Source organism: Anabaena sp. 54, from assembly GCF_017355725.1.
Taxonomy (GTDB): domain Bacteria; phylum Cyanobacteriota; class Cyanobacteriia; order Cyanobacteriales; family Nostocaceae; genus Dolichospermum; species Dolichospermum heterosporum.
Genome location: NZ_JAAVWA010000001.1, coordinates 22,229 through 44,059, shown reverse-complemented (window position 1 = coordinate 44,059; position 21,831 = coordinate 22,229). Strand labels below are relative to the sequence as shown.

Here is a 21,831-nt window from a genome sequence, read left to right as displayed (position 1 = left end):
TATCTGGAGATTGAATTATGAAGTTATCAAATAAACAACAGAAAAAACTACGAAAAGCTTTAATTGATGCTTTTCCAAATAAATTCTTACTAGAACAAATGTTATCAAATTCATTGGATAAAAATTTAGATACAATTGCTGGAGGGGCTAATTTAGAAGAGATTGTTTTTAATTTAGTAAAGGTAGCAATTGCTAGGGGATGGATTCAAGATTTAATTACCTCTGCGTATGAAGAAAACCCTGGAAATCTAAGTTTACAAGATATTCGGAAAGAAATTGTAAGTAGTAACCAAACAATAGTTTCAAATAATCGGGAAACGCTACTAAACACGATAAGTAACACAGTTGATCCTTTCCTTGATCCATATTTTCCCGATGGTAAACTGATTAATCTATTAAAACAATTAAAGCCCGATTTAATTAGGCCAAAAAATATGGATTATATTCCATCAAATAGGAATAATCCTTATCCAGCTTGTGAGCAAAATATTATAGAAGTTTTTTGGAAGCACTCAGGTCGTTTACTAATTCTCGGTGAGCATGGCTCTGGTAAAACTACAACTTTACTAGAATTAAATAAATCTTTAGTTGATAAAGCTAAAAATGATTCAAATACACCTATTCCAGTGATATTTAGTCTTTCATCTTGGGATAACCAAAAGATGGAAAAATGGCTAGTAAGTGAATTGGTAAAGTCCTATGCTATTTCCGATGAAAGTGCATTTAATTTACTCAAAAATCGTCAACTTCTACCATTGTTAGATGATCTAGATCAACTAGATAGATCTCGACAGTATAAATGTGTAAAAGCTATTAATGATTTTATGTCGATGACACAACCTCTAATAGATTACTTGGTTGTATGCAGTACCGAAGGTGGATATAAAAACAATCCTCAGCTTAAATTAAATGGAGCAATTTATTTACATCCTTTAACTAAAGTACAAATTAATCACTATCTGGTAGCCATAGGTCATTCCAAATTATGGAAAATTATTCAAGATAAAAACCACATCTTAGAGTTAATAGAAAAACCCCTATTTTTATTTATGATGTTAAACATTCCTGAAAAAGAATCAATTATAGAAATATGGACACGTTTTCCTAATGATAAAGGAATTTTATTTGATTATTATATAACAAGATTAGAAACAAGATTAGAAGATTATCAACAAATTACAAGTAGAAAAGCAAAAATATGGCTTAAAAATTTAGCTATAAAGTTTAAAAATGAATCTAGCAATTATTTATTAATTGAAAAAATTCAACCTGACGATTGGTTAATAACAAGTAATAAAAAAAGAATATATCATATTATAGTTGGATTAGTGATTGGAATAATTATTTTCTTGTTTTTATTAATATATATTTTCTTTTGTAAATCTATCTATTATCCAGTAAATAATCCTCTTTTGATAGTATTAAGTATCCTCATAAGTATAATAATAGGACTGATAACTAGTTTGTTAAATACAGAAATAAAACCAGTTGAAACTATTAAAATACCCTGGATAGAAATAGGAGATGCCGTTAGATTAGCAGGATTAAAAGATAGAATCATAGGTGCATTGATTTCTTCTATTAGTAACATTACTAATATTAATTCTGAAAAAATTTATAATTTGATATCAGTAAGTTGGTCTTTAGGAAAAGGAATTTTTGGTTTTGTAATTCCTCTTAATGTAATGTTTGATAAGTTTTTACGTAATTTACGAGGTATTGAGCTACAGATAGAAGAAAGAACAATAGTTAATCAGGGTATTAAAAATTCGGCAAAAAATGGTCTATTTATTGCCTTAATATCTGGTCTCTTATTAGGACTATTTATGGGACTATTTGGACTGATAGGCAACTTTGGGAGTTCAGGAAATATACAAGAGGCTGATAAATTTTTGCCGATACATCTTGCATTAGTTGGAGGATTAGTCGGAGTGTTGTTTGGTGGGTTATTTGGTGGAATACTAGCTTGCATTCAGCATTTTACCCTGCGTCTCATTATTGCTTTTCAAGGAGATATGCCTTGGCATTATATTAGATTTCTAAATTATGCCACTAAACAAAGGTTTTTACAGAGAGACGGCGGATGTTATCGGTTTATTCATCCATTACTACAAAAACATTTTAATAAAATAGACACACGCTGATTTTATAAAAAAGGTTCTTCCGTACTTACTATCCTAAATTATTAATCTTGACTAGATATATACATAACTTAGATGAAACCCGGGTGTATATCCTGTAAATCCTCAAATCCTGGATATCCTGATTCAGACAAAATTAAAAACCATTAAACCATCAAAATAAATACTCCGGCCCTTATCACGGTTACGACGGATTCGCAATTTTCGCTCGGGACATGGATTTGGCGCTCAACAGCCCAACCTGGGGATTAATCGGCGCTCCCTGGAACAAGAAAGCTCAAGCTAAGGCTAAAGCTAAGGCTTCCGTCTAGGGAACAAAAGATAGTCTGGGGTTTTACCCCAGGAGAGTTGGGAAGTCAAGATTCAAAATTAAAAATTCAAAGTTCTGGATTTTGCATTCTGAATTTTGAGGCACATTCCCCACTCTCCACCGATCGCAAACATCATACACAGCAAGCTTGGAGATATAGAAATGCCTCAAGATCCAAAGAAGATTCAGGACCACGTTGAGCTATTCCACCAGCCAGAATACCAACAACTGTTTGAAAACAAGAAACAGTTTGAAAACGGTCACACCCCTGAAGAAGTACAACGGGTTTCCGAATGGACGAAAAGCTGGGAATACCGTGAAAAGAACTTTGAACGGACAGCTTTAACCGTTAACCCAGCTAAGGGTTGTCAACCTTTAGGCGCTATGTTTGCGGCTGTGGGTTTTGAAGGTACTCTTCCCTTCGTTCAAGGTTCTCAAGGTTGCGTAGCTTACTTCCGTACCCACTTAACCCGTCACTACAAAGAACCATTTGCTGGTGTTTCTTCTTCCATGACAGAAGACGCTGCTGTGTTCGGTGGTTTACAAAACATGATTGATGGTTTGGCTAACTCCTACAGCTTGTACAAGCCAAAAATGATCGCTGTTTGCACCACCTGTATGGCAGAAGTTATCGGTGATGACTTACAGTCATTTATCGGTAATGCTAAGGAAGCTGGTTCTGTTCCTCAAGATTTCCCAGTCCCTTTTGCTCACACACCTAGCTTCGTTGGTTCTCACATCACTGGTTACGACAACATGATGAAGGGAATTCTTTCTACCTTGACAGAAGGTAAGAAGAAAGCCAAGAGCAACGGTAAAATCAACTTCATTCCTGGTTTTGATACCTACGTAGAAAACAACCGCGAAATTAAGCGGATTGCTTCTTTAATGGGTATTGACTACACCTTGTTATCTGACAACAGTGATTATGTTGATTCACCTTGTGATGGTGAATACAATATGTATCCAGGTGGTACTAAGCTAGAAGATGCAGCAGATTCCATCAACGCTAAAGCTACCATTGCTCTTCAAGCTTACTCCACCACCAAGACCCGTGAATACATTGCTAAGGAATGGAAACAAGACGTTAGTGTTTCTCGTCCTTGGGGTATCCAGGGAACTGACGAGTTCTTGATGAAACTCAGCCAAATGACTGGTAAGGCTATTCCTGAAGAATTAGAAATCGAACGTGGTCGTGCAGTTGACGCAATGACCGACTCCCATGCTTGGTTACATGGTAAGCGTTTCGCTATCTACGGTGATCCTGACCTAGTTTATAGCGTAGTTGGTTTCATGTTAGAAATGGGCGCTGAACCAGTACATATCTTGGTTCACAACACCAACGAAGTATTCGAGAAAGAATTGCAAGCATTGTTAGATTCTAGTGCCTTCGGTAAGTCCGCTAAAATCTGGGGTGGTAAAGACTTGTGGCACTTACGCTCCTTGTTGTTCACAGAACCCGTAGACCTATTGATTGGTAACTCCTACGGTAAGTACCTGTGGCGCGATTGTGGTGTACCTTTAGTCAGAATTGGTTATCCTATCATGGATCGTCACCACTACCACCGTTATGCAACCGTTGGTTACAAAGGCATAATCAACCTGTTGAACTGGATTGTTAACACAGTCTTTGAAGAAATTGACCGCACCACCAATGTTGCTGGTAAGACCGATATTTCCTACGACTTAATTCGTTAAGAAATGTCTGTAAGGATGGGGAAACCCCACCCTCGACAATAAACAAAGGGGATCGGGACTTAGGTAATTTACCTAAAATCCTATCCCCTATCTCTAATTCCTAGCATAAGCTCTTTGTTCCTTTGATCTACTTGACGGATGAATTTTCAAATAAGTTCCTGGTAATTGGTGATAAAATCCCCCTTTTCATCCTGTTCATCCTTTAATCATGGACATCATCGAACAGAATTCAGGAGTCACCGAGTCAGAATTCAGAATGAATTCTGTGCGAGTGGCGGATGAATAACTGGGTTTAAGAGACTTCCAAGAAATAAATTATCCCAAGAAACGAACCACAGAGGCACAGAGTACACAGAGAGAGAATTTTTGCATCAGTTTTGGGACATTTTTTTATTTGGAAGTCTCTAAGACCCCCACCAAATCGTAGATTTGGTGGTCTTTAATCAGTCGCAGGTTTGAATCCTCGACTGATTGATTCTGACTCCTGGCTACTGACTCCTGACTCCTTCTTCAACTCGACTATGGCTACGCCACGCAGGCTATCGCTCGATAACCACCTGATTCTGACAATTTTTCTATTTTCTCTTGCAAAACCAAATGTTATGAAAATCCCACACCTAGAAAATACAGATAAATACATATCTTTTTTGAAAGTTTATCTGTGTAAATATTAAGTTAATCAGATTTTGCAGAAAATCTAGAAATCAATCCAAACTAAGTATAAAAACTTGGTTATTTTTGGGGAATTAGAATTATTATATTTATTATGTCCTGTGGTAATCCTAAATTATTTGTGAGATATTTCTCACTTATTTTCTATTACAGCAACTTTCTATTATCTTTTCTGTAGAGACACAAACCCAGAAATAGATAATGTTGTAAATAGTTCCACAAATAATTTTTATTAATTTAAAATATTTTCGTCAAAATCATCATCTTGATGATTAACTTTAAGCAAGATTTGTCATGGTAGTAAACTCCATCTAGCACGAGAATAAAAATGAAAGTCACCCAAAGCAAAATTAACGAACTTCTGAGTGAATCAGGATGCGAACACAATCAAAAGAAACAGGGAGAAAAGAAAAATAAATCTTGTACCCAACAAGCCCAACCTGGCGCGGCTCAAGGTGGTTGTGCCTTTGATGGAGCGATGATTGCTTTAGTTCCTATTACTGATGCTGCTCACTTGGTACATGGTCCGATCGCTTGCGCTGGCAATTCCTGGGGAAGTCGTGGAAGTTTGTCTTCCGGTCCAATGCTTTATAAAACAGGTTTTACTACCGATGTGGGTGAAAATGATGTGATTTTTGGTGGTGAGAAAAAGCTTTATAAGGCGATTTTAGAAGTTAATGAAAATTACAAACCTGCGGCAGTTTTTGTTTACGCCACCTGCGTTACAGCCTTAATTGGTGATGATATTGATGCTGTTTGTAAGGTAGCAGCCGAAAAAACTGGAACTCCGGTAATTCCTGTGATTGCTCCCGGATTTATTGGCAGCAAAAACTTAGGTAATCGCTTCGGTGGTGAGGCTTTACTAGAATATGTAGTTGGTACTGCTGAACCGGAATATACTACACCCTATGATATTAATATCATCGGTGAGTACAATATTGCTGGGGAAATGTGGGGGGTTTTAAGTTTATTTGAAAAGTTAGGAATTCGGGTTTTATCGAAAATTACTGGTGATGCTCGTTATGAAGAAGTGCGTTATGCTCACCGGGCTAAATTAAATGTGATGATCTGCTCACGAGCGCTCTTAAATATGGCGCGAAAAATGGAGGAACGTTATGGAATTCCTTACATTGAAGAGTCATTTTATGGAATTAGAGATATTAATCGTTGTCTGCGAACTGTAGCTGCTAAATTAGGTGATCCTGATTTACAGGAACGCACAGAAAAACTTATTGCTGAAGAAACTGCGGCTTTGGATATTGCCCTTGCTCCCTATCGAGCCAAGTTGAAAGGAAAGCGTATTGTTCTCTATACTGGCGGTGTGAAAAGTTGGTCAATTATTTCCGCTGCGAAGGATTTGGGAATTGAAGTTGTGGCGACTAGCACGCGCAAAAGTACAGAAGAAGATAAAGCGAAAATCAAAAATTTGTTGGGTAATGATGGGATCATGTTGGAGAAAGGAAACGCTTCCGAACTCCTGAAATTAATTCAAGAAACTAACGCAGATATGCTTATTGCTGGCGGTAGAAATCAATATACTGCTTTGAAAGCGAGAATTCCCTTTTTAGATATTAACCAAGAACGTCATCATCCCTATGCTGGTTATGTGGGTATGGTGGAAATGGCGCGGGAGTTGACTGAGGCTTTATATAGTCCCGTTTGGGAGCAAATTCGGAAGCCAGCACCTTGGGAGTAATTGTCTCACGCAGAGACGCTCCAGGCGCAAAGGAAGAAATATCTTGTTAATTCTTGTGGGGTAGGCATCCTGCCTGCCCTTGGACGGGCTAGAAGCCCATCCCACAAGATTGTTAGATGTTCAGAAGTTTATAATTTATCAAAGATTAATTTATGGCGATCGCAATTGTTCCAGAAAAGTCTGTGACTGTAAACCCCCTCAAACAAAGTCAGGCTTTAGGCGCTTCTTTGGCTTTTTTGGGTTTGAAGGGAACTATGCCTTTATTTCATGGTTCTCAGGGTTGTACGGCGTTTGCAAAAGTGGTTTTGGTTCGACATTTTCGGGAAGCTATTCCTCTTGCTACTACTGCAATGACGGAAGTTACTACTATTTTGGGTGGTGAGGAAAATGTGGAGCAAGCTATTCTCACCTTGGTGGAAAAGGTACAACCAGAAATTATTGGTTTGTGTACCACTGGGTTAACAGAAACTAGAGGTGATGATATAGAAATGTTCTTGAAAGAAATTCGAGAACGTCACCCTGAACTTAATCATTTAGCCATTATTTTTGCTCCTACTCCTGATTTTAAAGGTGCATTGCAAGACGGTTTTGCAGTTGCGGTAGAAAGTATAGTTAAAGAAATTCCCAAAGCCGGGGGAATTAAACCAGAACAAATCACAATTTTAGCTGGTTCTGCGCTCACTCCCGGAGATGTGCTGGAAATTCGAGAAATTGTCACAGCTTTTGGTTTAGAACCAATCTTTGTTCCTGATTTGGGAGCTTCTTTAGATGGACATTTGGAAGATGGTTATACTCCTATAACTGCTAGTGGTACAACCCTCAAACAATTGCGTTCTTTAGGTAGTTCGGCGTTTACCTTAGCATTAGGTGAAAGTATGTTAGGGGCGGCGCAAATTTTAGAGGAACGCTTTGGAACAAGTTATCAAGTATTCAGAGATTTAACAGGATTAGAACCTGTAGATCAATTTCTGCAAAAGTTATCTTTATTAAGTGGAAATCCCGTTCCTGAAAAATATCGTCGTCAACGTCGGCAATTGCAAGACGCAATGTTAGATACTCACTTTTATTTTAGTTCCAAACGAGTATCTTTAGCTTTAGAACCAGATTTGTTGTGGACTATAGTTGGATTTTTGCAATCAATGGGAGCAGAAATTCACAATGCTGTGACAACAACTCGTTCCCCATTACTTGAACTACTTCCTATCAATAATGTCACTATTGGTGATTTAGAGGATTTTGAAAAGTTGGCATTAGGTTCTGATTTATTAATTGGTAATTCCAACGTAAATACCATCTCTAAACGTCTCTCAATTCCTCTCTATCGTTTAGGTATTCCCATCTATGACCGATTAGGAAACGGTCTATTTACCAAAGTAGGCTATCGCGGTACTATCGAGCTTCTTTTTGGGATAGGAAACCTATTCATAGAACACGAAGAATCAACAATGATGAACCAATGGTCATCAGTAATCAAGAAATAACACCTGATACCATTTTTTCTATCTCTGTGTCCTCTGTGCCTCTGTGGTTCGTTCATCTTAATTCAGAATAATTAGTATGACAACCGACCACCAACAACTGACAACTGACAACCAACAAAGGACAAATGAAAGTGAAAATTGCTTTTACGACAACTGACCGAATTCATGTTAATGCTCACTTTGGTTGGGCTAAGGAAATTGATGTTTATGAAATTTCCGATAATGGATATGAATTTATCGAAACTCTCAAGTTTGAAGGTGATTTGAAGGAAGATGGTAATGAAGATAAAATTACCCCTAAACTTCAAGCACTGAATGATTGCACAATTGTTTATGTTGTCGCTATTGGTGGTAGTGCAGCCGCTCGTTTAATTAAAAAGAGCGTAACTCCAGTTAAGGCTAAATCTGAAGAGGAAAAAATTGAAGATATTCTCAACAAATTAGTCAAAACTCTCAAGGGTAATCCTCCACCTTGGTTACGGAAAGCTTTAGGGCAGAAAAAACTTAGTTTTGCTGAAGAACTTGAAAACGAAGCAACATTATGAGCATAAATGATGTGAATGGAACTGGTAACAATTCAGAGGTGGTTTTAACTCCTTTCCATAAATCATTAGTTCAACAAATCCGGGCGCAAGATAGCTATGGTTTTTACCGGAGTTGGACTGATGAGTTAATCCTCAAACCCTATGTTGTTACTAAAAAAAAGAAACGGGAAATTTCCGTGGAAGGTGAAATTGATCCCGCTACAATTTCTCGCATCAATGCCTTTTTTCGGGCTGTAGCTGCCAGTATTGAAAAGGAAACTGGACTCATTTCCAACGTCGTTGTTGAACTAGGACATGAGGGTTTCGGCTGGGCTTTAATATTTTCTGGACGCTTATTATTAGCGGTAAAAACTTTACGTGATGCCCATCGTTTTGGTTTTGATTCCTTCGAGAAATTAGACGAAGAAGGCACAAAGTTTATCGAAAAAGGTATTGATTTAGCCAAACGTTTCCCCGAAGTTGGCAATCTTTAATTAGTCAGTGGTCAGTAGTCAGTTGTCAGTGGTATTTGAACAACGAACAACTGACAAAGGACAACTGACAAAGGACAAAAAATATGACAATTGAGGAAATCACCAACAAGATTAAAAAGCTAAATAGCAAAGCAGGTCAAATGAAAATGGATCTGCATGATTTAGCGGAAGGATTGCCCACAGACTACCACAAACTGATGGATGTTGCTGCGGAAACTTATGAAATTTACTGTCAGTTAGATGGACTCAAGCAACAACTCAAAAAAATGGAGAATTCTAAATGAGTACCAATATTGATGAATTTAAAAAGCTCGTAGATGCAGAAGAGTTTTTTATCTTTTTTAATCTGTTCTACGACCAAAAATTTGTGAACGTAAATCGTTTACATATTTTGAAAAAGTTTTCTCAGTTCATGAGTCAAATTGATGATACTTATCCCCAGATAAGTGATGAAGAAAGATTAGAGAAATATTGCACAGCTTTGGAACAAGCTTATCAGGTGTTTATAGAATCTACACCTCATGAACAAAAGCTGTTCAAGGTGTTTAATGATAAGCGGAAAAATGTAGTTACCCTGACAGAAATCACCTCAGATTAGGAGTTAAAAAGTGATCAACCTAACGCCTACCGAATTGGAACGCTATAGTCGCCAAATGATGCTTCCTAATTTTGGCGAATTAGCTCAAAAGCGCCTGAAGTCAGCGACTGTTTTGGTGTCAGGTGTGGGTGGATTAGGCGGTACGGCGGCGCTTTACCTAGCAGTAGCGGGCGTTGGGCGGCTAATCCTAGTCCGGGGTGGTGATTTGCGGCTGGATGATATGAATCGTCAGGTTTTGATGACTGATGACTGGGTGGGTAAACCTAGAGTATTTAAAGCCCAAGAAACACTCAAAGCCATCAATCCTGATGTCCAAGTGGATGTAATTCATGATTACATTACCGCTGAAAATGTGGATGAGTTGGTGCAGTCGGCGGATATGGCTTTGGATTGCGCTCATAATTTCACGGAACGCAATTTGTTAAATGAAGCCTGTGTGCGCTGGCGTAAGCCAATGGTAGAGGCGGCTATGGATGGAATGGAGGCTTATCTCACCACGATTATTCCTGGTGTTACGCCTTGTTTATCCTGTCTGTTTCCAGAAAAGCCTGATTGGGATCGGCGCGGGTTTTCTGTGCTGGGGGCGGTTTCTGGGACTTTGGCTTGTTTGACGGCTTTGGAAGCGGTCAAACTCATTACTGGTTTTAGTCAACCGCTGTTGTCAGAGTTGCTGACGATTGACTTGAACAGAATGGAATTTGCTAAACGCCGTTCTCACCGCGATCGCAATTGTCCAGTCTGCGGTAATACTGCCCCTTGGAGATATTCCCAATCTCAAACTGCAACAGTGTAAAGTACCACTTTTTCAAAATCCACATTCCAAATCAGAATATTCGCTACAGAATAGGAAACAAAATGACTGTTACTTTAACAGAAAAGGCTGAATTTCGTCTGCGGGCATTTTTAAAAGGTTCTGCAACCGAAGACGCTAAAAAGGGTGTCCGCATCTGGGTTAAAGACGGTGGTTGCAGCGGCTACGAGTATGGCATCGAAATTACCAGTAAGCCCCAACCTGATGATGTCGTATCTCAACAAGGAAATGTGTTGATTTACGTTGATGCTAAAAGTGCGCCGTTATTAGCAGGTGTGGTAGTTGATTTTGTTGAGGGAGTCATGGATAGCGGTTTCAAGTTTTCCAATCCCAATGCAACTGATACCTGCGGTTGTGGCAAGTCTTTTAAAACCAATGATGGTACTCCCACAGGTGTACCTTGTGGACAATAGCTCTATAGCAGGTGACAGGGAACAGGTGACAGGTGACAGTGCTAAAAGTCTTTTATTTATTATTAGTTGATGTCCTCACCTCCTTGTCCGTTGCTGTAACTCAAAAGCTCACTTCATTAATCTTTGAGGAGAATTGGAAAATGGCAAGTTATCAAGTAAGATTGATCAACAAAAAAGAAGATTTAGACACTACAGTTGAAATTGACGAAGACACCACAATTCTAGAAGGAGCAGAAGAAGCTGGTATTGAATTACCTTTTTCCTGTCACTCCGGTTCTTGCTCTAGTTGTGTAGGTAAGATTGTTGAAGGTGAAGTCAATCAAGACGATCAGGTTTTCCTAGATGATGAGCAAATGGGCAAAGGATTCGCTTTATTGTGTGTTACCTATCCTCGTTCTAACTGCACAATCAAAACCCACCAAGAACCTTACCTTGCTTAATACAATATTTGTAGGGGTTTAGCATTGCTAAACCCTTTCATTTTTAACAATGATGGAGAATGTTCATCTCGTTCATCTCGTTCCCAGTCTCTGACTGGAAACGCATTTTAGAAGGCTCTGCCTTCAATGATATTAGAGGCAGAGCCTCATCAACTGCATTCCTAGTCAGAGACTAGGAACGAGATGTGGTAGGGATTTGAGATTAAGTTGACACCATTAAGCTTTTGCTTTACCCTTTCATTTTTAACAATGATGGAGGATGTTTATCATCTTTCATCATTTCAATTTTCGCTTTTTATTTTGATAATACAATGTTTACTCCTTTTACTATTATGGGTTGTTCTTTAGAATTGCTGAAATCAGGAGATCGTGGCATTGTTACTGTTTGCCAAAGTCAAGATGAGACAATTAGAAAAAAGCTGATATTAATGGGCATTAAAACAGGGAATACGATTACTGTAGAACAGCAATTTCCGACTTTTGTGATTAAATGTGGTGGTTTATCTATGACTATAGATCGGGAAATAGCACGGGCTATTTATGTGCGGGTAATTGATGGGTGAAAAATAGAGATTATTAACTTTTGTTTAAATTGTGATTTAAAAGACATAAAACCTGTATTATTAGGTCAATGTAACAATTTAAATTAATACTCATTGATAATTGTATGAAATTACAAGAAATATTAGACTGTAGAAATAAAATTCTTCTGGGTGACAATCTATCTGTTCTCAAACAAATAGAGAATGATAGTTTTGATTTAATTATTACTTCACCACCATATTTTCAACAACGTGATTATGGAAATGGTGATTTGGGTATAGGTAATGAAGCAACTGAAGGAGAATATTTAAAAAATATACTAACAGTTTTTTGGGAATGTGTGCGCGTCTTGAAAAAAACTGGAGCAATAGTTTTTAATTTGGGAGATAAATATATTAATGGCAGTTTATCTCTAATTCCTTATAAATTTGCAATTCAAGCCACCCAAAATCAAAGTATTTTTCTTATTAATCAAATTACATGGTCAAAACTAAATCCTACACCACGTCAAGATAAAAGGAAATTAATACAAGCTACAGAACCTTTTTTCATATTTGCTAAATCAAAGGATTATTACTTTAATTTAGATAGTTATTTACAACACTTAGACACTTTTCATAAAAGCATAAAAAGTAAACCATCTGATAAATTAGGTAAAAAATATCTGGAATTAATCAAAAATTCAGATTTAAGCGAAGAACAAAAAATAAATGCTACTAAAGCATTAAATCAAGCTATTTTGGCAGTACATAATGGAGAAATTGAAGGATTTAGAATGAAAATTCATGGAATACATAAATTAGCCTATGGTGGACAAGATGGAGGCAGAAATAACCAAATTAAGAATAATGGTTTTACTATTATTAGAATTTTAGGAAACACGATGAAAAAAGACATCATCGAAAGTCCGGTAGAAATTACTAAAAATAATCATCATCCAGCAGTTTATCCTATATATATTATTCAAGAACTTATTAAATTGTTAACTCAAGAAGGTGATTTTGTCCTTGATCCTTTTTGTGGTAGTGGGACTAGTTGTGTAGCAGCTAGAAATTTAAATAGAAACTATTTAGGAATTGAAATTAATCCTGAGTATGTAAATTTAGCTAATAACCGTATGGAAGAACCTGATTCTAAACAACAGGAATTATTTATATGAAATATAATTATAATCAAGACATAGAAATATTAGAAAAATTTTATCAGCAAGCAATTGAATTAATTGAAAATCAAGCATTATCAGAAATTCAGGAAGAAATAAAAGTGGTTCTTCGGTTCTTTTTATGGAAAACCTGGTTCAAAACCATTGAAAGCCTTATTGTGTAGGCATTTCATTGAAAATATGGTCATAATTGTTTATAACCCTTGCCCCGTAAGGGTTTTGTTATAATCAATCCTCAATTACCATAAAAACAACGCAAGAGCCATAAAAGTAAGCCTAGATATTTTTATTCAGAAAATAGAAACTGATAAATCTTTAATTCAGGTAATTATTACAACTTTACTTAAGAAAATAATTAAACCTGAGCAAGATATTAGGTTACACATGGCTAAATTTCCAAATGGATATTCTGCTAGAGTCCTTGATACTAAGGTAACTACACCATTTTTTAAAATAAATTTTCCACGATACGCTAATAAGGAAACTGCATTTTTAACAAAAGCAACACGCGCAGAAATTATCTGGAATTTTGAGGAAGGAATAAAATTACCATTGAGAAGCAAAAGTTTAGTTGAACCTTTTTTAACACTAATTGATAAAATTGAAAATCAAAAAATTGATATTGAACAATGCATAATTTATATTTTATCGCAGTTGCATCTTCTGTCCCAATATCATGAAGTGGTTTTTTTAGAAACTTTAGAAGTTGCTAATTCTGTAAATATTATCAATATTAATAGAGTGATGAAAATGGTAGAAAGACATTTTCAAGAACCTTTAAGTTCTAGGCTACCAGTTATCGTAATTTTTGCTATTTACAAACAGTTATTTAAAACTATCCGCAGATTTGAAAATAAAATATTACTACCTTTAAATGTTCATACTTCTGCTGATAAACATGGTTATGGTGATATAGAAATAAGAGATAACCATAATAATCCATTTGAAATATTAGAAATAAAACATAATGTTCCTATTGATAGAAATATGATATTAGATATAGTGAAAAAATCTGCCAATACAACAATAGAAAGGTATTATATTCTGACGACATATAAAGACTGTTTTATTAATCAAGATGAAGAAGAATATATTAATGAATTAATTTTGAATATTAAAAGAGAAAGTGGTTTAGAGATTATTGCTAATGGTATTGTGAATACTTTAAAATATTACTTGCGTTTTATAGAAGATTATCGTGAATTTATTAACACATATACCGAAGAATTAGTAAAAGATGCTAGAAATTCAACAGAAATTAAAGAATCTCATATTCAAGCTTGGCGGATAATTTTACAAGAATATCTATTCTAACTCAATTAAAAACCCAATCAGAAGAAAAGTGAGAATAAACAATGAGGAAAACTCTAAAGAAAAAAGGTTCTTCGGTTATTTTTATGGAAAACCTGGTTCAAAATCATTGAAAGCCCTATTGTGTAGGCATTTCATTGAAAATATGGAAATAATTGTTTATAACCCTTGTCCCGTAAGGGTTTTGTTATCATCAATCCTCAATCACCATAAAAGGGACGCAAGAGCCAGAAAAAACTAGAACAGTTACCACTAGAAAGACAGCAAAAAATTTCTGAAGAATCTAACTTTCTCATTGCTGAAGAAATGACACGACAACAATTGAGACTAGCACTCAAACTCACTCAAGAGCAAATGTCAAAACTTCTTCAAATTGATCAAGGAAATATTTCTCAAATGGAACAAAATACTGATTTAATGCTTTCAATTCTGCGAAAGTATATTGCTGATTTAGGTGGTGATTTAAAGCTTGTTGTTGAATTTCCTAACCGTCCACAAGTTACTTTATCAGGAATTTCTGAGATTGATATCTGAGTAGCCAACCATATCTTGAACCTGTAGAAAGCAAATTTTCCTTTTAGGTAAAATTTTGATCCAACCTACAGCATCAAATAATATAATAAATGTAACTGCTATGTTCTTTACCACTTGAGAATATATGATAGAACGAGAAATACTGAATCGTATTACTACAAATCCCAAAGTAATGGCTGGAAAACCGACAATTAAGGGTACACGCTTAACCGTCGAGTATATTCTTAATCTCCTTGCACATGGTGCAACAGTCGCAGAAATTCTGGAAGAATATGAAGGTTTAGTAGAAGCAGATATTCGCGCTTGTTTATTATTTGCATCTCGCTCTCTAGAAAGTACCAGTTTCATGCCTTTAATTGCGGAGATTGCTTAGATGCGATTTTTAGTAGATGAAAATACAGGTGTGACTGTCGCTCGCTGGTTACGTGAACAAGATTATGAAGTTTTCTCAGTTTATGAACAAGGACGGGGAATAGATGGGAATAGATGATGACACAATTATTCAAAAGGCCTTTGATGAAAATTGGATTTTGATTACTAGTGACAAAGATTTTGGCGAGAAAGTTTATCGAGATAAATACCCTCACCGGGGTGTGATTCTTCTGCGTTTGGAAAATGAACGCTCTGCAAATAAAATCTATATTTTACAACAGGTATTAGAGCAGCATAAGGAACAGTTAGTAGATAGTTTTGTGGTAGTCACTGAAACTCAGATTAGATTTGCCAGGATAGGATAATTACTGATTCAAAAGAAAAATGAGAATGAAAAATGGGGAAAATTGATAACATAAGTTCATTTTTTATAAATATCTTTACGGTGTTGACAATGAAGAACTATAACAGTAAGAGTTTCATCATTAATTTCATAACGTACTCGATAATCTCCTATTCTAATTCTATATTCATTATCAAAACCACTGAGTTTTTTAACTCCAAATGGACGAGGATCTTCAACTAGAGATAAAATTTTCTCTAAAACTCGCTCATTTATGGTTGGTGGTAAATTTTTCAGTTGTTTCTGCACTGGTTTTGGGATAATAACTTCATAGCTCATGAGATTTGAGGATTTTGATTAGCAATATATTCTTGAATTGTTTGATAGTCGCCATTTTGATAAGCTTTGCGAGATTCTGCAACTTCCGACATAATTTGGGGATTTTGTTCTATTAAATCTTCTTCATCTTCTAAAAGTTGTTCTTCTAGAAATTCCAAAAGTTGATGCTTTTCTTGTAAATTGAGAGATGAAATTGCCGCAATTAATGATTCAAAGGAAATTTGTAAGTTAACTACTGTCATTATTAATAATCCTTTTGAGGTTAATTATATTTTCAATTATGTCATATTTTCAGTTAATGTACTACCAGAGAGAGAAGTTATAACTATAGCGTAGGTTAGCAACAGTACAAAAAAGGTGCGTTATGCGATCGCTAACACACCCTACAAAACTGGTGGTAATGCGATAGCGAAGTGCTCCGTAGGAATCGCTATCCGACCATTATTAGCCCGATATTGGTAATCTTGGTGTATTACAAAATGAAGTGCGGAATGTGGGCTACAATCCCCAATCTACAACTAGCAACCGCGGATCAAACTCTCGCAATAAACGTACCAGTTCTTTTAAATCATTAATAGAACTTACACAGACGCAACCCGCACTACCAGGACTGTGTCCCTCTTTAATCCAGTTCCAATCAGCATGAAATCCAAATGCGTCACGGTCATCTGATTGCTTACCAACGAACGGAACCCATACAGGACCAAGTCCGTTGTTTAAGTGTGGATGGGATGCGTTATAATTATCTTTACCTCCTGCCCAGTCAATATCGCCGATAATATAGCTACCTTGAGGAATTGGCTGTAGACTACCTGGAAAACTGTCAGGATCGCTAAATAGTAAGAAACGCTGCGCTCCTGGTGCGCCAGATACTACCTCTAGGGATTCAACCACACCTCGTGTGGGATGTACAAACTCCAATTTACACAATTTCAAGCCTTCATACGCATCTTTACTGGTGCGTGTAAGGCGACAGTAAACGCCTCTATCCGGCGTAGGAGCAGGAACAAGTCCCCGCGCTCGTCTTAGAGCATTTTCGAGCGCTCTTTTGGTTTCTTGTCCGACCTTACCATCAATTTTGCTTAAAGCCTCACGTCTTTGCAGCAGTTCAACAGCACTTTTGGTAATATCATTAAACTCATTTGGCTGCGAAGTCATCCGCAGGAATCCCAATCCTGCAAGAGCGCAATTGAGGATATAGCAATCATCTCCGACATCACCCTTGACAATTAATGCACTGGTAAATGGTAGAGGTACAGGAGCAGGGTGATAGGGACGTTCTTCTACTGATGAAGTAGTAGGGGTTGTAGTTGGGACTGAAGTGGAACTTGCAGAATTTCCCACCGAAGGATTTAACCCATCTCTTCGGAACAAAGCTTCTTCGTCATTACGACGATTGACTAATCCTGGCAAAACTGTTCTAGTACCATTGTCTGTACCATGTACCCAACGGTCAAATTCGCGGGCTGCACCTTCGTAATCTACGTCATTATTCAGTTTTCGTAATAGTGTTGACTCACCAAATGCTCCAATGCCAATGTTATAAACAAAGGAAACTAAGGCATCAAACATACCTTGTGTTAAAGCTGCTCGACAAAGCTGATCAACATCTTCTGCTGCTTGTTCAACTTCCATCTTCAACCAGCGTTCTGCTGTTGTTAGATTGATAACATCACCGGGCTGAATGGGTCTGTTCAAATCCAAGTGTTCTATAGAACCGAACCCAATCGTCCATATTCCAACTGGATCTTTATACGCTTCAATCAAACCATCAGGGCGCTTCTTGTGCAACCCCTCCCATTTTTTAATTAAACTAAAACACTCGTTACTTGGTTTCATGCGTTTAACTCTAGGCTAAAGTTCTTTTGAGATCATCTTCAAATTTTTTGATATACCTCCAGTAATGTTGAGGGTTCACAAAAAATAAGATGTGTTAAAAGGTACTAAGTTTCCTTTTGTTCTTCACCCACTTTACACCACACACTCAAACCTGAAAAGCGGAAAAAAGCGGATTGCAAAAAAAAATTACAAACAGACGGAAAATAGCGGAAATATACGGATAAAGTCTGCTATCATTACTTGTGTCGCGTTACATTTTTAACTATGCAGGTTCACGAACTACTACAACTTGTGGATGAGGCTGTCTATCTCAATACAGGCAAACGTCTCAATGACTTGCAACGTGGAGTTATTCAGGGGACACTAAAGCATCAAAAGTATGCTGATATTGCTGAAGATTGTGGTTGTAGCGCGGGTCATGCAAAGGATGTAGGTTACGAACTTTTAAAAATGTTATCTGATATTTTTGATGAACCAGTTGATAAAAGTAATCTTAAATCAGTTCTAGAACAACAGGGAAATGTGAATATTTCTTTGGGTGATAATAGTAAAATTAATAGTAATTTAATTGGCTGTATAAATATTGGTTCTAAACAACCTAAAACTAAACCAGATAAAAGCCATTCTGGTAATTCTAAATTAAAGCAACAAAATCAGAATAAAACTAAGATAGAAAAAATTGATAAATTACGATATTTTGGTTTAAATGATGAGCAAATTGCAGAGGTGTTAGAGTTACCTTTAGAGATAATTAAACAGGTAGAATCAAATAATTGAGTAAGAGTATTGTATATATGTTAGACTTTCCTCTTAATTCCCAAATCCTTGATCAATATTAAAAAATATGGGTCATTTGTTTAAATTGTGATTTTTAGCATCCAAATTCTGTATAGTACTTAACACAGAATTTAAATTTATTGTTCATTTACAGCGGTTTCCGCTCTTATGAGGTACATCTTAGCCCCCTCATCGCTTGCGGGGAGGGGGTTGGGGGTGGGGTTCTTGTACCTCATAACACCGGGAAGTGCTGTAGTTTCTGCGTTTCTTCAGGAGTCATTTTTTCTCTTCATCACTTTTCGGCTATTTTGCCTTTTATTCTCCCTGAAGTCTCTAAGCATCTATGCTTACCGCATAATTGGGATGCTGCCATAGCAATTTTTAATTGCTGAGACTTCTGGTAATATTTTCTCAGATTATTCTGGCAACTCTGGCAAGTCGAATAAAACTTTAGTCATATAATTTTCTGCCCAATCTATCCCAAAAGCCTTTTCTAAAACTCTACGGGTTTTATCATTTTGTTGTTGTTTGGTACAATAATTATATTGTCCAGCCATAATTTGAGCTACTTTTTCAGGTGCAACTGGACTAGATGCGATCGCTTGGGTACAATGAATATCTAAAAATGATTCTACGTGAGACAAAAAACTTGTCTCTTCTTCGGGGGAACTAGGACGAATAAACAGACAAAAATCGGAAAAAATATTGCCCCATTCTGGTAAATCACGAGGTTGAGAAAAATTGCCTGTGGTTAATTTACTAAGTTGGGAATTATAACCATCTGGTAAAATTCGATCTAAGTTTACTGGCGAAAGATCAGCAATAGCAGCACTAATTTGACCTCTACCTCCGACTAAATCACAACCAAACATGGGAAGATCATATTCAGGATGAGGAAACATCACACAGTGCAGAATATCTAACATATTCCCCACCTTTGCTAGTTCCAAGTGTATTTTGCGAAACTGGGGACTTTGATAACAACGATTTTCGATAATCAGTTTTTCCCCTTCTAATTTACCTTCTACATATCCCAATTCCGCAGGTAAATGGTATGGTGATAAGTCTAGGTGTTTATGCCAAACCGCTTCAATACAATCAGCTAGTTGATGAATCAGGGGATGTTGTTGTTCACGGAGAGAAGGTGTAGAAGACATATTATTTAGGAAATACAATTTATTTCCTAGTTTACAATTATTTGTACCAGATCAACTATTCTCCTGATATTTCTCTTTCTAGAACCTCTTGTAGTTGTGGCAATAATGAGGATAAATCATTTTGAATTGTTTCCAGACTCTACTCAAATCAACTTGAAAATATTCGTGAGTTACAACATTTCGCATCCCTCCCATTAACCGCCAAGGTATAAGAGGATAGCGTAACTGAATATCATTAGGAACATTTCTAGTAGCTTCTCCAATCACGACGAAATCATAGAGAACAGCTTTGACAAGCGTTTGATTTTTTGTAAATTCCTCAAACGTTACACCCCTTGTCCTTTGCTTAATTTCACTGATAGATAAGACAATATCTTGAATACGAAACCGCCAATCTCTAGAAGGCACGAATGACATCCTTTAATACAGGTTTTCGCAAATGTTCTCTCAAAGCATCCTCCGTTCCCAAATCAACAGAACATCCCAGAATATCTTCTAAATAATACTGCACTTGCAAAAGTTGAAACAACCCACCCGAACGATTAAACTCCACTAAAAAGTCTACATCGCTATCTGAACTAGCTTCATCCCGCGCCACTGAACCAAACAAATTAAGGGATTTTACTCCCAGTTCCTGCAACTTTTCTCTATGTGCAGCTAAAGTTGCCAGTACCTCATCTCGTTTCATGCTTTATTTTCCTAAACCAATTCTATATTAAGATAGTAGTGCAGCACGGCGTAAATAAACCAACCATTTTTAATTGCCAAAAATCTTGCTCAATATTGCTTTTGACTTTTGACTTCTGCCTTGCGGAGTCCCTATTTTTTAACATTTTATCCATTAAAAATTGGGAATAATAATTACTTAACTATCCCCAAAAATCTGTAACTTCATATCCCAATTCCCCGATCATCTGCCGCAATAAAGGTAAACTCAAACCAATGACATTACTGTGACAACCCTCGATTTTCTCCACAAATAAACTCCCAAAACCTTCTAAAGCAAATGCTCCAGCGCATTGAAGAGGTTCACCTGTAGCTACATAGGCAAGAATAGCGTGATCGCTCATTTTCGCAAAATACACCCTAGTAACTTGACATTTAACCACAGTTTGATTTTTAGTAGTATCAATCAAAACATGACCAGTGTACAAGTCACCAAAATTACCTTGCATCAATTGCCAGCGAGCGATCGCTTCCTCTGCATCCCCTGGTTTACCGTAAATCCCTCTACCCATAGCCAAAACTGAATCACAACCCATCACCAAAGCCGCTGGAAATTGGGAAACCATAGTTTCCGCCTTACACTTAGCCAGCGTTTTCACCAATTCCCCAGGTTCAGTTAGTTGTATTTGTGACTCATCAAAATCACTCGGACAAACTATTGGTTCAATTCCCACAGTTTGCAATAACCGACGACGGGCAACAGAAGCAGAAGCAAGCACAAATTGCGGAATTTTCATAGATTTCTGTATAAATAATGTTTGGTAATTAATAATTGAATAACTTATTTTTGTAAGCACTCCCCAGTCCCCAGTCCCCAGTCCCCAATTAATAAACAGCGAAAGAACTCACAACTTCATCAATCATTCGTTGCAGCTTCTTCCAACGTCTCTCAGGAACAGAAGCATTAAACGTAAACAGCTTACCACGACTGATAGCCACACTAGAAATATTATGTCTTTCCTGTCCATTCGGAAATTTAACTGCATATTCTAGAAAGTAGTAAATTTTCCCATTTACTTCCCTTGCAGCCGCATTGATTAACTCAGCAGTCCGATCAGAACCTACAGGAGCAAGAGCCGCCTTTCCTAATTTATAACCAACTTCCGTTGGTGTTCCCAATTCCGCTAAAGTTTTACCAGAGGGAACAGGACTAATTACCACAGACACATTTTCTGATACTTCAATTAAATCGTGAAACACCACATCAGGCCCATCACCAACTTTAACTTGTAACCAACCATTAGGATAATCAAACTGATAACCGTCAGCACTATCTACAAACCGATTTAGTCCAGCCGCATTAGCCACACCAACACTACTCAAGCTGAAGCTCAACACCAATAATAAGATCAACGTAATTCTTTGCCACATTTTTTCCAATTCCTTTTGTCCGTCAAGAATACAAGGTAAAGATAATTGCAAGTTCTTATTTTCTCACTAATCTGGACAA

Annotated in this window: 28 protein-coding genes; 20 read left to right on the top strand and 8 right to left on the bottom strand. The window is 36.8% G+C overall.

Annotated features, from left to right (window positions below):
* The first annotated feature begins 17 nt into the window (after window positions 1-17).
* From HEQ36_RS00225 to HEQ36_RS00135, 19 genes are all read left to right on the top strand, one after another.
* The gene (locus HEQ36_RS00225; RefSeq protein WP_205748612.1) at window positions 18-2,144 is read left to right on the top strand and encodes an effector-associated domain EAD1-containing protein; all 2,127 of its coding nucleotides are present in this window, start codon (window positions 18-20) and stop codon (window positions 2,142-2,144) included.
* A gap of 469 nt (window positions 2,145-2,613) precedes the next feature.
* Window positions 2,614-4,149: a nitrogenase molybdenum-iron protein subunit beta gene (nifK, locus tag HEQ36_RS00220; protein WP_039201005.1), complete on the top strand. Its 1,536-nt coding sequence runs from the start codon at window positions 2,614-2,616 to the stop codon at window positions 4,147-4,149.
* A 1,000-nt stretch (window positions 4,150-5,149) separates the two neighbouring features.
* On the top strand, window positions 5,150-6,517 hold the full coding sequence (gene nifE, locus HEQ36_RS00215) for a nitrogenase iron-molybdenum cofactor biosynthesis protein NifE (protein ID WP_039201003.1): 1,368 nt from the start codon (window positions 5,150-5,152) through the stop codon (window positions 6,515-6,517).
* Window positions 6,518-6,669: 152 nt separating this feature from the next.
* Window positions 6,670-7,998 carry a nitrogenase iron-molybdenum cofactor biosynthesis protein NifN gene (gene nifN / locus HEQ36_RS00210; RefSeq protein ID WP_168636824.1) on the top strand — a complete coding sequence of 443 codons (1,329 nt, stop codon included), beginning with the start codon at window positions 6,670-6,672 and terminating at the stop codon, window positions 7,996-7,998.
* 125 nt (window positions 7,999-8,123) lie between these two features.
* Window positions 8,124-8,543, top strand: a complete 420-nt coding sequence (gene nifX, locus HEQ36_RS00205; RefSeq protein WP_015081330.1) for a nitrogen fixation protein NifX — start codon at window positions 8,124-8,126, stop codon at window positions 8,541-8,543.
* Complete coding sequence (locus HEQ36_RS00200; RefSeq protein WP_168637101.1) at window positions 8,537-9,016, top strand: NifX-associated nitrogen fixation protein; 480 nt, start codon at window positions 8,537-8,539, stop codon at window positions 9,014-9,016. Before nifX ends, HEQ36_RS00200 begins: the two co-directional genes overlap by 7 nt.
* 83 nt (window positions 9,017-9,099) lie before the next feature.
* Entirely contained in the window at window positions 9,100-9,300 is a 201-nt protein-coding gene (locus HEQ36_RS00195; RefSeq protein ID WP_053540100.1) for a CCE_0567 family metalloprotein, read from the top strand.
* Window positions 9,297-9,614 carry a nitrogenase-stabilizing/protective protein NifW gene (gene nifW, locus HEQ36_RS00190; protein WP_168636823.1) on the top strand — a complete coding sequence of 106 codons (318 nt, stop codon included), beginning with the start codon at window positions 9,297-9,299 and terminating at the stop codon, window positions 9,612-9,614. Before HEQ36_RS00195 ends, nifW begins: the two co-directional genes overlap by 4 nt.
* 10 nt (window positions 9,615-9,624) lie before the next feature.
* Entirely contained in the window at window positions 9,625-10,407 is a 783-nt protein-coding gene (locus tag HEQ36_RS00185; RefSeq protein ID WP_039200998.1) for a HesA/MoeB/ThiF family protein, read from the top strand.
* Window positions 10,408-10,469: 62 nt separating this feature from the next.
* Entirely contained in the window at window positions 10,470-10,838 is a 369-nt protein-coding gene (locus tag HEQ36_RS00180; RefSeq protein ID WP_039200997.1) for an iron-sulfur cluster assembly accessory protein, read from the top strand.
* Between the two features lie 140 nt (window positions 10,839-10,978).
* Window positions 10,979-11,278 (top strand): 2Fe-2S iron-sulfur cluster-binding protein, encoded by a 300-nt coding sequence (locus tag HEQ36_RS00175; protein WP_039201032.1) that lies wholly within the window; start codon window positions 10,979-10,981, stop codon window positions 11,276-11,278.
* Window positions 11,279-11,589: 311 nt separating this feature from the next.
* Window positions 11,590-11,841: a FeoA family protein gene (locus HEQ36_RS00170; RefSeq protein WP_168636822.1), complete on the top strand. Its 252-nt coding sequence runs from the start codon at window positions 11,590-11,592 to the stop codon at window positions 11,839-11,841.
* A 104-nt stretch (window positions 11,842-11,945) separates the two neighbouring features.
* Window positions 11,946-12,980, top strand: a complete 1,035-nt coding sequence (locus HEQ36_RS00165; RefSeq protein WP_039200993.1) for a site-specific DNA-methyltransferase — start codon at window positions 11,946-11,948, stop codon at window positions 12,978-12,980.
* Window positions 12,977-13,147 (top strand): hypothetical protein, encoded by a 171-nt coding sequence (locus tag HEQ36_RS00160; protein WP_168636821.1) that lies wholly within the window; start codon window positions 12,977-12,979, stop codon window positions 13,145-13,147. Before HEQ36_RS00165 ends, HEQ36_RS00160 begins: the two co-directional genes overlap by 4 nt.
* 220 nt (window positions 13,148-13,367) lie before the next feature.
* Complete coding sequence (locus HEQ36_RS00155; RefSeq protein ID WP_205748610.1) at window positions 13,368-14,297, top strand: DNA methyltransferase; 930 nt, start codon at window positions 13,368-13,370, stop codon at window positions 14,295-14,297.
* 303 nt (window positions 14,298-14,600) lie between these two features.
* A complete protein-coding gene (locus tag HEQ36_RS00150) occupies window positions 14,601-14,828 on the top strand; it encodes a helix-turn-helix transcriptional regulator (RefSeq protein ID WP_081981380.1) in 228 nt (75 codons plus the stop codon).
* Window positions 14,829-14,952: 124 nt separating this feature from the next.
* On the top strand, window positions 14,953-15,201 hold the full coding sequence (locus HEQ36_RS00145; protein ID WP_168636820.1) for a DUF433 domain-containing protein: 249 nt from the start codon (window positions 14,953-14,955) through the stop codon (window positions 15,199-15,201).
* Window positions 15,202-15,318 carry a DUF5615 family PIN-like protein gene (locus HEQ36_RS00140; protein WP_267902203.1) on the top strand — a complete coding sequence of 39 codons (117 nt, stop codon included), beginning with the start codon at window positions 15,202-15,204 and terminating at the stop codon, window positions 15,316-15,318.
* Window positions 15,305-15,565, top strand: coding sequence for a DUF5615 family PIN-like protein (locus HEQ36_RS00135; protein WP_267902202.1), 261 nt, complete (start codon window positions 15,305-15,307; stop codon window positions 15,563-15,565). Before HEQ36_RS00140 ends, HEQ36_RS00135 begins: the two co-directional genes overlap by 14 nt.
* Window positions 15,566-15,621: 56 nt before the next feature.
* Here the strand turns inward: HEQ36_RS00135 and HEQ36_RS00130 are convergent, their stop codons facing one another.
* The 3 genes from HEQ36_RS00130 to HEQ36_RS00120 form a co-directional block, all read right to left on the bottom strand.
* Window positions 15,622-15,882 carry a type II toxin-antitoxin system RelE/ParE family toxin gene (locus tag HEQ36_RS00130; protein WP_168636819.1) on the bottom strand — a complete coding sequence of 87 codons (261 nt, stop codon included), beginning with the start codon at window positions 15,880-15,882 and terminating at the stop codon, window positions 15,622-15,624.
* Window positions 15,879-16,124, bottom strand: coding sequence for a hypothetical protein (locus HEQ36_RS00125; protein ID WP_168636818.1), 246 nt, complete (start codon window positions 16,122-16,124; stop codon window positions 15,879-15,881). The genes HEQ36_RS00130 and HEQ36_RS00125 overlap by 4 nt, the downstream gene beginning before the upstream one ends.
* A 256-nt stretch (window positions 16,125-16,380) precedes the next feature.
* Window positions 16,381-17,721: a glycoside hydrolase family protein gene (locus HEQ36_RS00120; RefSeq protein WP_168636816.1), complete on the bottom strand. Its 1,341-nt coding sequence runs from the start codon at window positions 17,719-17,721 to the stop codon at window positions 16,381-16,383.
* Between the two features lie 264 nt (window positions 17,722-17,985).
* On the opposite strand from HEQ36_RS00120, the gene HEQ36_RS00115 reads away from it, so the two are divergent.
* A complete protein-coding gene (locus HEQ36_RS00115; protein WP_168636815.1) occupies window positions 17,986-18,498 on the top strand; it encodes a hypothetical protein in 513 nt (170 codons plus the stop codon).
* A 416-nt stretch (window positions 18,499-18,914) separates the two neighbouring features.
* Here HEQ36_RS00115 and HEQ36_RS00110 read toward each other — a convergent pair whose 3' ends face one another.
* From HEQ36_RS00110 to psbP, 5 genes are all read right to left on the bottom strand, one after another.
* Complete coding sequence (locus tag HEQ36_RS00110) at window positions 18,915-19,655, bottom strand: phycocyanobilin:ferredoxin oxidoreductase (protein WP_168636814.1); 741 nt, start codon at window positions 19,653-19,655, stop codon at window positions 18,915-18,917.
* 78 nt (window positions 19,656-19,733) lie between these two features.
* The gene (locus HEQ36_RS00105) at window positions 19,734-20,063 is read right to left on the bottom strand and encodes a DUF86 domain-containing protein (protein WP_205748609.1); all 330 of its coding nucleotides are present in this window, start codon (window positions 20,061-20,063) and stop codon (window positions 19,734-19,736) included.
* Window positions 20,053-20,343 carry a nucleotidyltransferase gene (locus tag HEQ36_RS00100; RefSeq protein WP_027404262.1) on the bottom strand — a complete coding sequence of 97 codons (291 nt, stop codon included), beginning with the start codon at window positions 20,341-20,343 and terminating at the stop codon, window positions 20,053-20,055. The genes HEQ36_RS00105 and HEQ36_RS00100 overlap by 11 nt, the downstream gene beginning before the upstream one ends.
* 181 nt (window positions 20,344-20,524) lie before the next feature.
* Complete coding sequence (locus tag HEQ36_RS00095) at window positions 20,525-21,118, bottom strand: nucleoside triphosphate pyrophosphatase (RefSeq protein WP_168636813.1); 594 nt, start codon at window positions 21,116-21,118, stop codon at window positions 20,525-20,527.
* 88 nt (window positions 21,119-21,206) lie between these two features.
* Window positions 21,207-21,752, bottom strand: a complete 546-nt coding sequence (gene psbP / locus HEQ36_RS00090) for a photosystem II reaction center PsbP (protein WP_053541333.1) — start codon at window positions 21,750-21,752, stop codon at window positions 21,207-21,209.
* Window positions 21,753-21,831: the final 79 nt, after the last annotated feature.